Annotated in this window: 14 protein-coding genes; 11 read left to right on the forward strand and 3 right to left on the reverse strand. The window is 60.6% G+C overall.

Features of this window, described 5'->3' with window-relative positions; all coding sequences use genetic code 11:
• Positions 1 to 127: 127 nt before the first annotated feature.
• The 3 genes from hflK (at position 128) to IPI56_06130 (ending at position 2,836) form a co-directional block, all read left to right on the forward strand.
• A complete protein-coding gene (gene hflK / locus IPI56_06120) occupies positions 128 to 1,159 on the forward strand; it encodes an FtsH protease activity modulator HflK (GenBank protein ID MBK7545304.1) in 1,032 nt (343 codons plus the stop codon).
• Positions 1,156 to 2,142, forward strand: coding sequence for a protease modulator HflC (hflC, locus tag IPI56_06125; GenBank protein ID MBK7545305.1), 987 nt, complete (start codon positions 1,156 to 1,158; stop codon positions 2,140 to 2,142). Before hflK ends, hflC begins: the two co-directional genes overlap by 4 nt.
• A gap of 238 nt (positions 2,143 to 2,380) precedes the next feature.
• On the forward strand, positions 2,381 to 2,836 hold the full coding sequence (locus IPI56_06130) for a hypothetical protein (GenBank protein ID MBK7545306.1): 456 nt from the start codon (positions 2,381 to 2,383) through the stop codon (positions 2,834 to 2,836).
• Between the two features lie 137 nt (positions 2,837 to 2,973).
• On the opposite strand, the gene IPI56_06135 is transcribed toward IPI56_06130, so the two are convergent.
• Complete coding sequence (locus IPI56_06135; protein ID MBK7545307.1) at positions 2,974 to 3,666, reverse strand: OmpA family protein; 693 nt, start codon at positions 3,664 to 3,666, stop codon at positions 2,974 to 2,976.
• A gap of 200 nt (positions 3,667 to 3,866) precedes the next feature.
• On the opposite strand from IPI56_06135, the gene IPI56_06140 reads away from it, so the two are divergent.
• The 8 genes from IPI56_06140 to IPI56_06175 all read left to right on the forward strand — a co-directional run bounded on the left by IPI56_06140 (position 3,867) and on the right by IPI56_06175 (position 11,206).
• Entirely contained in the window at positions 3,867 to 4,235 is a 369-nt protein-coding gene (locus IPI56_06140; GenBank protein MBK7545308.1) for a helix-turn-helix transcriptional regulator, read from the forward strand.
• Positions 4,236 to 4,266: 31 nt separating this feature from the next.
• Positions 4,267 to 5,325, forward strand: a complete 1,059-nt coding sequence (gene arsB, locus IPI56_06145) for an ACR3 family arsenite efflux transporter (GenBank protein MBK7545309.1) — start codon at positions 4,267 to 4,269, stop codon at positions 5,323 to 5,325.
• A 4-nt stretch (positions 5,326 to 5,329) separates the two neighbouring features.
• Positions 5,330 to 6,622: a permease gene (locus IPI56_06150; protein MBK7545310.1), complete on the forward strand. Its 1,293-nt coding sequence runs from the start codon at positions 5,330 to 5,332 to the stop codon at positions 6,620 to 6,622.
• A gap of 9 nt (positions 6,623 to 6,631) precedes the next feature.
• Positions 6,632 to 6,865, forward strand: a complete 234-nt coding sequence (locus IPI56_06155; GenBank protein ID MBK7545311.1) for a TM0996/MTH895 family glutaredoxin-like protein — start codon at positions 6,632 to 6,634, stop codon at positions 6,863 to 6,865.
• A gap of 5 nt (positions 6,866 to 6,870) precedes the next feature.
• Positions 6,871 to 7,293, forward strand: coding sequence for an arsenate reductase ArsC (locus IPI56_06160; protein ID MBK7545312.1), 423 nt, complete (start codon positions 6,871 to 6,873; stop codon positions 7,291 to 7,293).
• A gap of 59 nt (positions 7,294 to 7,352) precedes the next feature.
• Positions 7,353 to 9,161, forward strand: a complete 1,809-nt coding sequence (locus IPI56_06165; protein ID MBK7545313.1) for an ABC-F family ATP-binding cassette domain-containing protein — start codon at positions 7,353 to 7,355, stop codon at positions 9,159 to 9,161.
• A gap of 59 nt (positions 9,162 to 9,220) precedes the next feature.
• Positions 9,221 to 10,426 (forward strand): HD domain-containing protein, encoded by a 1,206-nt coding sequence (locus IPI56_06170; GenBank protein MBK7545314.1) that lies wholly within the window; start codon positions 9,221 to 9,223, stop codon positions 10,424 to 10,426.
• A gap of 96 nt (positions 10,427 to 10,522) precedes the next feature.
• Positions 10,523 to 11,206, forward strand: coding sequence for a hypothetical protein (locus IPI56_06175; GenBank protein ID MBK7545315.1), 684 nt, complete (start codon positions 10,523 to 10,525; stop codon positions 11,204 to 11,206).
• A 6-nt stretch (positions 11,207 to 11,212) separates the two neighbouring features.
• Here the strand turns inward: IPI56_06175 and IPI56_06180 are convergent, their stop codons facing one another.
• A complete protein-coding gene (locus IPI56_06180; GenBank protein MBK7545316.1) occupies positions 11,213 to 11,857 on the reverse strand; it encodes a hemolysin III family protein in 645 nt (214 codons plus the stop codon).
• Entirely contained in the window at positions 11,841 to 12,587 is a 747-nt protein-coding gene (locus IPI56_06185) for a hypothetical protein (GenBank protein ID MBK7545317.1), read from the reverse strand. The genes IPI56_06180 and IPI56_06185 overlap by 17 nt, the downstream gene beginning before the upstream one ends.
• Positions 12,588 to 12,688: the final 101 nt, after the last annotated feature.

Consider the following 12,688-nt stretch of genomic DNA (forward strand, 5'->3'; position numbering starts at 1 on the left):
CCCTCTGGCAACGGAATTGCAATGACGTCACCCGTCTTGAACTTGATCCTTCTTGCTTTGGCCACTTCAAATACTCACGGGACGCGCCCCCGACACCAATTTTTCCGATAAATGATAAAATTCCGTCATGCCTACCAATTGGAATGATGACGACCCGAACCTCGATCCGGTGGAACAAATGCTGGCGCGCCTAAACCGCATGAAAACAGTGGTTGGGGTCAGTCCGAAGGGCATCGGCGCCGTCGTGGGTGGGCTTCTTTTATTGGTGGCCGCTTTCACTTCTTTCTACACCGTTCAACCCAGCGAAGAGGCGGTGGTCCTGCGCTTTGGCCGCTACATTCGGACCGAGACTCCCGGTCTTCGCTTCAAATTTCCGTTCGGCATCGAGCGGGTGATCAAGGTGAAGACCAAAATCATCCACCAGGAAGAATTCGGCTTTCGCTCCACCGGCATGCGTGGTTCTCGCACCGATTATTCCGATGAAACTTTCGGCGCGGAGTCCTTGACCCTGACCGGAGACCTGAACGTGGCCGAAGTGGAATGGATTGTCCAATACCAGATCTCCGACCCCAAAAAGTTTCTTTTCAATACCCGGGAGGTCCTGCAGAACCTTCGGGATGTCACCCAAAGCGTTCTCCGCCGGGTGGTGGGGGACCGGCTGGTGAACGAAGTTTTGACCGTCAGCCGGGCCGAGATCGGCGTGGAAGTCCAACGACTGACCCAGGAAATCCTCGATCGTTACGACATGGGGATCCGGATCGTTACCGTTAAGCTACAGGACGTGAATCCGCCCGCTTCGGTGCGCCCCGCCTTCAACGAAGTCAACTCGGCCAAACAAGAGCAGGAACAGGCGATCAACCAGGCCGAGCGGGAATACAACCGCGTCATCCCCGAGGCCCGCGGCAAGGCCGAACAGGTGATTCGCGATGCGGAAGGCTATGCCGCCGCCGTGGTCAACCGAGCGCAGGGAGAGTCCTCCCGATTTCGGGAGGTCTTGGCCGCCTACCGAACCGCGCCCCAGGTGACCCGCACACGGCTTTATTTGGAAACGCTTGAAATCATCTATGGGCGCGTCAAATCCATGACCATCGTCGACAAATCGGTGGAAGGCCTCCTGCCGGTTTTTGGCGGGACAGCCGCGGCGGAGAAAAAACCATGACATTGCAAAACCCGGTTCGTTTGATTTTGGGGGGCGCTGTGGCCGTGGTCGCTCTCATCCTCATCACCGCTTCTCTTTACGTTCTCCCCGAATGGGAACAAGCGGTGATCACCCAGTTTGGTCGACCCTTGGCGGGGGGGTCCGTGAAAGACCCGGGCCTGCATTTTAAGGTGCCCTTCATTCAAGTCGTCAACCGGTTTGACAAACGCATTTTGAACTGGGACGGGTACCCCAATCAGATTCCGACCAAAGACAAAAAGTATATTTTGGTGGACACCACCGCGCGCTGGCGCATCATCAACCCCCTCGCCTTTCTCCAAACCGTTCAAACCGAACGGGGGGCCCGATCCCGATTGGACGCCATCTTGGACGCGGTCACCCGCGACACCATTTCAAAACACAATTTGGTGGAAGCCGTTCGCAATTCCAACACCATTCTTGAAAACATGAAAGACAAAATGGCTCGGCAAAAAAGCGGCGAACTAAAACCGGGCAACGACCTGGAAGAATTTGTGGGGGAAATTGAACCGGTGACCGTCGGTCGCGAGGCCTTGAGCGCTCAAATTATTCAACAAGCCAAGTCCGGGTTGGACGAGTTCGGCATCGAATTGATCGACGTTCAACTCCGCCGCATCGCTTACGAGGCCAGCGTGGAGGCCAAAGTCTACGAACGCATGATTTCGGAACGACAACGGATCGCTCAGCACATTCGATCGGTGGGGCAGGGCGAGAAAGCCAAGATCGAAGGCAAAATCAGCAAGGACTTAAAAGAGATCGAATCCGAGGCTTACCGACGCGTGGAGATCGCCAAAGGAACGGCCGATGCCAAAGCCATTCGAATCTACGCCCAAGCCATGAACGCCGATCCGGGCCTGTACAAGTTTCTGCGAACGCTGGAAGCCTACCAAAAGGCCATCCCCGAGGGCAGCACCCTTCTTCTTTCCACCGACAGCGAATTTCTCCGCCTTTTGCGCGGAGAATAGGGCTCCTGTCGCGGGCGCTGTTGGTTTTTAATCGAAGCCGTGTCCCCTCAAAAACCCCTGATCCAACCCACGCTTTGACCCACTGGGCTCGCTCCAGTTGTGAATTGAGGCAGGCATCGTTCCATTATAGCCCCGGACGGAGAAGCATCACGCGGACTGTCAAGTCGAGAAATCGCGGTCGAGGATGGGGGGAGTCGATGCCTTGTTTGAGCAAATTGATTTATTGAGAACATCCCCTGTGTCACTGGCGGGAATGGAATTCCAACGAAAATGGGAGCGGCGGGCTTTTGAGTTGGGCGGCGGAAGCTATCGGGCGCCCGCGCAATGGGTGGGGGACTTTTTGGCGCGGCGGCCGACGACGCGATGGGGCGGCGTGGAGCCGAGCTATTTGCCGGGCGCGACGCCCGCCAACCTGTGGGACTGCCTGCCGGAGAAAGTCTGCGAAGGGATAAAGGAATCCTTGGCGGAATTCAACAAACGGATCAAAGATTTCTCCCACCCCGACGCGCTGTTGACCGGGGTGGAGACGCGGAGCTCGTCGCCCGTGCGGATGACCCGCGACGAAGGGCTGCAGAGCAACCTGCGGGGGCTCTACCCCGTGGGCGAAGGCGCGGGCTACGCCGGGGGGATCATGTCGTCCGCGGTGGACGGACTGCGGGCGGCGGAGGCGATTCTCGGGGCGTGTCCCGCATAAGCTTTTCGGCCGCCCCGCAGGCACGCGCTTTTAGCCCGCGGCCCCCTTCGGAGGAGAAATTCCCTCGATTCATCAAAAAGACCGCGGGGGTTTCGCCCCAATCGGCAAAACCCCCGCGCGTTTAAAATAACCCGACGCTAATTCGCGGGTTCGGACAGGGCCTCGAGGATGTTCTTGTCCATCAGGATGATTTCTATCCGTCGGTTCTTCTGGCGACCTTCCGGCGTATCGTTCGGCGCGACGGGACTGTATTCGCCGCGGCCGGAAGCGATCAACCGCTCGGGTTCGACGCCGCCTTTTTCCTGCAGGAAACGCACCACGTTCGTGGCCCGAGTCACGGAAAGTTCCCAATTGGTGGCGAAGGCCAGGCCTTTCTTGAAGGGCACGTTGTCGGTATGGCCGACCACGCGAATGGTTTTATCGGGATACGACTTGAGGGCCTCGGAAAGTTTTGACAGAACGGCCCCGGCCGTGGGCTTCAGGGCCGCCTTGCCCGAATCGAAGAAGATCTGCTCGGCCACGTCCACCGTCAGCATGTTCTTGTATTCGGTCACCTTCAACTCCCCTTTCTGCACTTCCTCGGAAAGTTGGCCCACCAGCTGTTGGTATTGGGCCTGGGATTGCTCGCTCTGTCGGATGAGGGCGTCCTTCTCTTTTTGAACCTCCGCCAACCGCGCTTCCAAATCCGTGGACAGGGCGGTGAGCTCCGCCACCCGCGCGTTCATGGCGTCTCGTTCCGAGACGGTCTTTTTGAATCTCGACGTGCTGACGCAGGCCGACAGAACGACGGCCAGGGCCACGGCCACGGCAAGTTTCGGTGGTTTCAACATGGGTTCAAGTCTCCTTTATTGACATCCAACAAGATGTCCGACCTGGGATGTGAATCAGTATATCTATTTAGGGGATTTTCAAGCCGCCGAATCCCTTCACCGGCCTGAGGGGGATTCCCCCTGTTCCAACCCGCCCAAGCCGCTTCGCCGTTTTAGGAACACACCAGAGGCGGTGGAAAGGTGATAATATATGCGCATAAATGCATGTCTTATTATCGCGGTTGACCGATTTCCACGCGGCGCTCAACGACCCGTTGCGATTGCGGCTGGTGCGCCTGCTCATGGAACGCGAGCTGTGCGTGTGCGAACTGGTGCAGGCGCTGAAAATCCCGCAATACAAAGTGTCCCGCCATTTGGGCCCGCTGAAGAAAGCCGGCCTCGTGCGCGGTTGGCGAGAGGGCACCTGGATCCATTACGAATTGGCCCCGAGCTTGCCCAAACCCTACAAAGTGACAATGCGGTCCCTGCGGGCGCTCTGGGACCTGAATCCCCAAATTCAAAAAGACCTGAAGGCCCTGCGGGGCGCGACGAAACGGACCCCGAACCGGCGTGAACAAATCTGCCGTTGAAAACATTCTCGACCCAAAGGACGAATTCGCTCTGAAAAACGCGGCAACGAAAAAACTGGGATTCTTGGACCGCTACTTAACTCTTTGGATCTTTTTGGCCATGGGGGTGGGGGTGGCCATCGGGCATTTTGTGGAGGGGGCGGAAACGTTCATCAACCGGTTTCAGGCGGGAACGACGAACGTGCCCATCGCGGTGGGGTTGATCCTCATGATGTACCCGCCCTTGGCGCGGGTGAAATACGAAGAGCTGGGGGACGTGTTTAAAAACACCAAGGTGTTGGGGCTGTCGCTTCTGCAGAACTGGGTGGTGGGGCCGCTCTTGATGTTCGCGCTGGCCCTGGTGTTTTTGCGCGACCGGCCGGACTACATGACCGGGCTGATCCTGATCGGGTTGGCGCGGTGCATCGCCATGGTGATTGTGTGGAACGATTTGGCCCAGGGCAACCCGGAGTACGCCGCCGGGTTGGTGGCTTTCAACAGCGTGTTTCAGGTTTTCTTTTACAGCGCCTACGCCTATTTTTTCCTGACGGTGTTGCCGCCGCTCTTCGGCCTCGAGGGCGTGGTGGTGCCGGTGCGGATGGGACAGATCGCCGAGAGCGTGTTCATCTATTTGGGTATTCCCTTTTTAGCGGGGATGCTGACGCGGTGGGTGGCGCTCAAGACCAAAGGCGGCGATTGGTACGAGCGGGCGTTTTTGCCGCGGGTGGCGCCCTTGACCCTGGCGGCGCTCTTGTTCACGATCGTCGTCATGTTCAGCCTCAAGGGGGAGATGATCGTTCAGATTCCGGTCGACGTGTTGCGCATCGCCGTTCCACTCTTGATTTATTTCGTGATCATGTTTTTGGTCAGCTTTTGGATGGGGCGGCGCAATAACGTGAATTATTCAACGGCCTGTACGTTGTCGTTCACCGCGGCGAGCAACAATTTTGAACTGGCCATCGCGGTGGCGGTGGCCGTGTTCGGCATCGATTCCGGGGCGGCCTTCGCGGCGGTGATCGGGCCCTTGGTGGAAGTGCCGGCGCTGATCGGACTCGTGAACGTGTCGCTTTATTTTAAAAAGACCTTTTTCGCCGCCGAACGGGGGGCCTGATCTCTTGGATTTCAAAAAAGAATGGAAAACGTTGATCTGGTTGGCGGCGGCGTTTTTGGTGGCGTACCACCTGCCGGTGGGGACAATCCGCTTTGACGGCGCGCTGATGGAAGGGTTGCACCTGGTGAAAAGCTACGCGCGGGAGCATGTGATCCTGTGCCTGCTGCCGGCGTTTTTTATCGCGGGAGCGATTTCGGTGTTCGTGAGCCAAGGGGCGGTGATGCGGTACCTGGGGAGCCAAGCCCACCCGGCCGTGGCCTACGGCGTGGCGTCAATCTCGGGGACCATTCTGGCGGTTTGTTCCTGCACGGTGTTGCCGCTCTTTGGCGGGATCTATAAGCGCGGGGCGGGGTTGGGCCCGGCGGTGGCGTTCTTGTATTCCGGGCCGGCGATCAACGTGTTGGCCATTGTGTTGACGGCGCGGGTGCTGGGATTGGAAATGGGCGCGGCGCGGACGGGGGGGGCGGTGGCCTTTAGCGTGGCGGCGGGGCTGATCATGCAATTTCTGTTTCGCAAGGAAGAGGCCCAACGGGCCGAGGCGTCGGCCCCAACGCTTCCGGAAATACCGGCGCGCGCTCTCTGGAAAACGACGGTCGTCTTCGCCGCGATGGTGGGGATTTTGGTGCTGGCCAATTGGGGCGCGGCGTCGGGCGGGCTTTCGAGCGCGGTGTTCTCCCACAAATGGCCGCTGACGGCGGGGAGCGCTTTGGGGCTGGGAGCGGGGCTGGTGGCGTGGTTTGGACTATCAAAAGGGAAAGCGCTGGCCATTCTCGTTTCAACTTTCGGGACGTGGGCGGTGTTCCCGGGGAGTTCCACGACCGTGTTCGCCGTGGGACTGGGCGGATTGGCCTGGGCGGCGGCGACCTCCGGGGGCGAATTGGAGGAGTGGTGGGCCGCCACCTGGGACTTTACGAAACAGGTGACGCCGCTTTTGTTGATCGGGGTGTTGGCGGCGGGGGTGTTGCTGGGGCGGCCCGGGCACGAGGGGCTGGTGCCCTCGGCCTGGGTGGCGAAAATGCTGGGTGGAAACGGCGCGGGAGCGAACCTTTTCGCCGCGGTGGCGGGGGCGCTGATGTATTTCGCGACCTTAACGGAAATCCCGATTTTGCAGGGGCTTATGGGCAGCGGCATGGGAAAGGGACCGGCGCTCACGCTGTTGTTGGCGGGGCCGGCGTTGTCGTTGCCGAGCATGCTGGTGTTGCGGAAACTGATGGGAACCCGAAAGACGTCGGCTTACGTGATGGTGGTGGTGGGGCTGTCCGCCGTGACGGGGTGGATGTACGGAATGCTTTTTTAGGAGGCGAGGATGAAAAAGATCCAAGTGTTGGGGACAGGATGTCCCAAATGCCAACGGCTGACGGAAGCGGCCGAGCAGGCCGCGAAAGCCCTGGGCGTGGCCTACACGCTGGAGAAAGTGACGGATATTGAAAAAATCATGGCCTTCGGCGTGATGGCGACGCCGGCTTTGGTGGTGGACGGCGCGGTGAAAGCGGCGGGGCATGTGCCGACCGCGGAGGAATTGAAAAGGATTTTGTCCTAACCAAGGTGAAAACGAAGGTTTTGTTTTTGTGCACGGGGAACTCGTGCCGAAGCCAGATGGCAGAAGGCTGGGCGCGGGCCCTCCTGGGAGAGGCCCTGGAAGCCTATTCCGCCGGGATCGAAGCCCACGGGCTGAATCCCCGCGCCGTGCGGGTGATGGCGGAGGCGGGCGTGGACATTTCGCGCCAATCCTCGAAAACCCTCAAGGAACTGGAAGACGTCGAATTTGACCTGGTGGTGACCGTGTGCGGGCACGCGCGGGAAAAGTGCCCGCGGTTTCCCGGGAAAACGCGGGTACTGCACGCGGGGTTTGACGACCCGCCGGGCTTGGCCGCCGGGGCGACGACGGAAGAAGAGGCGCTGGGTCCCTACCGACGCGTCCGCGACGAGATAAAACAGTACATCCTGGGCTTCCCGCATTCCCTCTAACGACGCCGCGCCGACCGGGGCGGTCGTCGAATGAAGTAAAATCCACGATTCAACCCCCTATGTCCACCCTGATCAGTTGCCAAGGCTTGACCAAAACCTACGGCGCGCGGCCCCTCTTTGAGGGGCTGTCTTTCGGCGTTTTTGCCGGGGAACGCGCGGGGCTCATTGGGCCCAACGGGGCGGGGAAATCCACCTTGCTGAAGATATTGGCCGGGCTGGAAAAACCCGACGAAGGGGAACTGGCCGTGCGGCGGGGGATCCGGGTGGGCTATTTGGCCCAGCAAGACCGCTTCGCCGAAGGGGAAGACATCTCCGTGGGGGCGGAACTCGCCCTCGCGCTGGGGGGGCTGGGCCTGGAGGATTACGAGATCGACATCCGCGTGGAAGACGGGTTGGCGGGGTCGGGTTTCGCCGCCGACCAGCGCGTGAAGGCGCTGTCGGGCGGATGGCGGAAGCGGCTGGCGATCCTGTCCCAGGTTATTCGCCGGCCGGACCTGCTGCTCTTGGACGAGCCCACGAACCACCTGGACGTGGCGGGCGTGCTTTGGCTGGAACAGTTGATGGCGGGGGTGGACTTTTCGTTCGTGGTGGTGACCCACGACCGCCGGTTTTTGGAAGCGGTGTGCAACCGGGTGATCGAATTGAACAAGCGCTACCCGGAAGGCCACTTCAGCAGCGCGGGGAACTACAGCGAGTTCCTGAAAAACCGCGAGGCGCTCTTTAACGTGCAGGCGGCCCGGGAAGACAGCATGCGCAACATCGTCCGCCGGGAGACGGAATGGCTGCGGCGCGGCCCCAAGGCGCGGACCACCAAACAGAAAGCCCGCATCGACCGAGCCGGGGAGCTGATGGGCGAGCTGAAGGAACTGGAATACCGCAACGCCCAGACGAGGTCGGCGGCGATCGATTTCACCGCGAGCGAGCGGAAGACGAAAAAACTCGTCTCGCTGACGCGGGTGGTTAAAAGCCTGGGTGGAAAAAAACTATTCGGGCCCTTGGATTTGGTGTTGGGCCCCGGCGACAAATGGGGCCTCTTGGGCGGAAACGGCAGCGGCAAAAGCACCCTGCTCAAACTGTTGGCGGGGACCCTGGCGCCGGACGCCGGGCGCATCGAGCGGGTGGAGGGGCTGACCGTGGTGACCTTCGACCAGCACCGGGAAACGTTGGACATGGCCATGCCGCTCCGGCGGGCGCTGTGCGAGTCAGGGGAGTTCGTCTATTACAAGGACAAGCCGGTCCACGTGGTCGGCTGGGCGGAGCGGTTTCTTTTCGGCAAGGAACAGTTGGACGCGCCCCTGGGCCGGCTGTCGGGCGGAGAGCAGTCGCGGGTGATGATCGCGCGGCTCATGTTGCGGCCGGCGGACGTGCTGCTGTTGGACGAGCCCACGAACGATTTGGATTTGAATTCCCTGGAAGTGCTGGAGACGAGCCTTATGGACTTCGCGGGGGCGCTGGTGTTGGTGACCCACGACCGGTATTTGTTGGACCGCGTGAGCCAGCGCATTTTGGCGTTGGACGGACGGGGGAACGCGCGCGTGTTCGCCGATTTGGACCAGTGGGAAGAGCGGATGGCCGCGGACGAGATCGACCTGACGCCCCCGTCGCTGCCGCTCGCTCCGACCGTTCCCCCGGCCGCGTTGTCGGCCGCGGAGGCGCGCGAGCTGCGGGGCCTGGAAGAAAAAATCCAAATCGCCGAGGCGCAAACACAGAAAGCCCGGCAGGCGCTTTTGGACCCGGCCATCGCCACCGACGCCCCGGAACTGATGGAGCGCCAAAAGACCGTGGACGCGCTGGCAAAAAAGACGGAGGCTCTCTACCAACGGTGGCACGAGCTGGAAACGAAGGCGGGGAAAAGCGCCGCGGGATAAAATTCTCCGGGAAGACGCGGTTTCGGTGTTATAATGGCGCCATCGACGGGGGAGGACCCATGAGCGGAATAACATTTATTCGTCCTCGCTTGGCCGGCCTGAGCGGGAAGGGACCCTTAAACCAGAACCTAAAAACGCTGCACCGCGCCGTGCGGGAGCGGTTTCCCTACGTGCATCGCATCGCCGTGGCGCTCTACGACGCGCAGACCCACCGCATCAACACCTACCTGGCCTCCGGCGACGAGGGCAAACCCCTGGCCCATTACCAATCCACCCTGCCGGAAGCCGTGTCGCTCAAGAAGGTGTTGCGCGAACGCCGCATCCGCGTGGTGGACGACTTGAACGCCTTTGAGGGGTCCCACCGGGAACACACGCAACGCATCCGCGAGATGGGTTACCGCTCCAGCTGCACGTTCCCGTTGGAGGCGCGGGGAAAAGTGCGCGGGTTCCTCTTTTTCAACTCGCGGAAACGGGCGGCCTTTAAAAAACGGGACATTCCGGTTCTGGAGGCCTACGCCCTTTTGGCCACGGAGGTGGCGACGCGGCATTTGCGTTCGGCCTGCGTGATGCTGGCGGCGATCAAGACGGCGGGGGATTTGATGCACTTCCGCGACCCGGAGACGGGGTACCACCTGGACCGGATGGCGCGGTTTTCGCGGGTGATCGCCCAGGAGCTGGGGCGCGCGGGCTACCGCGACCTGACCGACGAGCGGGTGCAGGCGATTGAAGTCTTCGCCCCCATGCACGACGTGGGGAAGCTGGCCATCCCCGACCACATCCTTAAAAAAGCCGCGGCGCTGACGCCGAAAGAAAAACGCATCATGCGGACCCACGCGCCCCTGGGGCGGCGGATCATCGACGCGATTTTGAAAAATTTCGGCATGGAATCTTTCGAGCGGGCGGACGCGCTGCGGCAGATCGCCGAATCGCACCACGAGACCTTGGACGGCAAGGGGTACCCCCGGGGACTCAAGGGCAAGCGCATCCCCATCGAGGCGCGGATCATTGCGGTGGCGGACGTGTTCGACGCGCTGACCAGCGAGCGGGTGTACAAGAAACCATGGACCAACGACGAAGCGTTTAAGGCGTTGGACAACCTGAGCCGGAACAAGCTGGACCGGCGCTGCGTGGAAGCCTTGAAAAGGAACCGCCCGGCGGTGGAGGACATTCAAGAACGATTTCGCGACGCGCCCCACCGGAAAAAGGGCGGGCCGCCGGTGTTGGAAAAATCCCACCTGCTGACCACCGCGCACCCGTGGTGCTGACGGGGGGGATAAAAATAGGATTTTTTTGTTTCCGATGTATTATTCTTATCTTCATCAAATGAATGGGGCCGTTCACACAACCCAGGAGGAACTCCGATGGAACAACCGCTGGATTGGAACACACTTTTCTTAGATCCCATTTTGGCCATGGCAAAGTCCGTGGTCGGGTTTATTCCCAATCTTATTTCCGCCCTGCTGGTCTTTGCCCTTGGGTACCTGGCGGCCCTTTTGACCCGGGAACTGTTGCGTTTGTTTTTAAAATCATTGTCCTTTGATCGATATTCCCAACAGATCCAAATGCTCCCCGAGCGGTCGGAAGGCGGGGAACCGATCCTCCCCCCCAGCCAATACGCCTCCCGCGTGGCCTATTGGATCGTCCTTTTTTCCTTCTTTCTCGTGGGGCTCGACAAGTTGACCCTCCACGCGCTCTCTCTCCATGGGGGAACGGTGGTGGGTTTTGCGCTGGGGGTGTTGGGGGTGTCCGCCCTGGGTGTGGTGGCCTTGCTTTTAAGCGTGTTGGTCCACCGAATCGTTCGCGGGACCGCCGCGCGCGCGGGTTTTGCCAATCCCGAGATCATGGCGGCGATCGCGCGGGGTTTGGTGCTTGCTTCGGCGGTTTTGTTGGGGTTGCTCCAATTGGGAATTCCGCGGGAAATCCTCTTGATGGTATTGGGCGTCACCTATTTGACGCTTTGCATCACTTTTATCCTGGCGTTCGGCGTCGGCGGGACCGGTTTCGCCTCGGGCCTTTTGGCCCGATTCTTGGAAAAGAAGAAATAGCCGAGACTACGGCGCGGTGACGAGGATGGCGAAGAAGTGAAGGGCGGTGCCGGCGATGACGAACAAATGCCAGATCGTGTGGGCGTATCGCCAACGCGACTCCATGGCGAAAAACACGACGCCCCCCGTGTAGGCCAGCCCGCCCCCCAATAAAAGCAAAAGTCCGACGGGGGGCATTTTTTCCATGAGCGGCTTGGCGGCGACGGCGATGAGCCAGCCCATCAGCACATAAAGCGTCGTGGATAACACCGGGTGGTTGACCTTTCCGAAGGTTTTCATCAGGATTCCGATCAAGGCCAACCCCCACACCACCCCGAACAGGCTCCACCCCCAAGGGCCCTGCAACGCCCCCAACGTGATGGGGGAGTAAGTTCCCGCGATTAAAAAAAACACCAGGGAATGGTCGAGAGTTTGGAAAACACGCTTGGCGCGGCCGGGGGGAAGCCCGTGGTAGAGCGCCGAGGCGAGATACAGCAGAAGAACGCTGGCCGAGAACACCGCAACGCCCACAATGAAAGAAGCGTCCCCGGCCCGGGCGGCGCGGAAGATGAGAAATGGCAAACTCACCAAGGCGCCCAGAAGGCCCACCACGTGGCTCAAGCAATTGGCCCGCTCTTCGGCGGTTGAGGGGGCGCTAGGCGGGGTTGGCATGGGGGGAAGGACGGCGGGGGCGAAACCGGCGCGACAAACCCAGATAATAGTGATCGGTGCGTACCGCCAGGGATACGGTGCCCCGCTGGGTGGGCCAAAAGATCGAGTTGACGGTTTCGCTCGTGGTGTTGAACTCGGTCCGGCGCCACTCGCCGAAGACGTACCAATCGGGCGAAAGGCCCCAGGCGAGCCCGCCGACGATGTAGGGGCTGAAGATGGCCCGGGAAAGGTTTTCGCTGCCGTTGGGCAGAGGAATAACCCCCTTGTACAGGTGGACGGACAACCCTTGGGAATGCACCGAGGCGCGCAAAACCACGCTGGAAACGCCCAGGAAACCGTAGGGTTGCAGGCGGCCGTTGGGAAAACGTTCGCTGGTCCGCAGGGCCGTGCGGGCGGAGAGGAAAAAAGTGATGGGGTAGACCTCGCCGTTCACGACGGGGGATTGGATGTCGAAGGAGGAGACTTCAATGCCGCTGCCGATGGGGTGTTTGCCTTGGCTCCAAAAACCCAGGCGCACGCCGACCCCGGCGCTGGAGGAGGCGTCGCTCACCCCCCGGACCGCGATGGGGGGGCCGCCGGACTGCGTGAGCGTGAACGCGACGCGTTGGGGGCTCGCCCAACCCCCGAAGTGATCGACGTAGCCTTCGGCCTCGCCCGCCGGCCCCCCGGCGGCGCGCGTCGGATAAACCCACAGGGCCAGGAACCCCAGCACCGCAAGTTTTCTTCTCATAGGAGAATTGTAGGATGTGATCACGCGCGTGGCTATAGTGGTTGACTCTTTTCCATTTGAGGATTAGAGAGAAAGAGACTAAACCTTTCGCGACATTGGGG

The sequence above is a fragment of the Elusimicrobiota bacterium genome (assembly GCA_016706425.1).
GTDB lineage: Bacteria > Elusimicrobiota > Elusimicrobia > FEN-1173 > FEN-1173 > JADJJR01.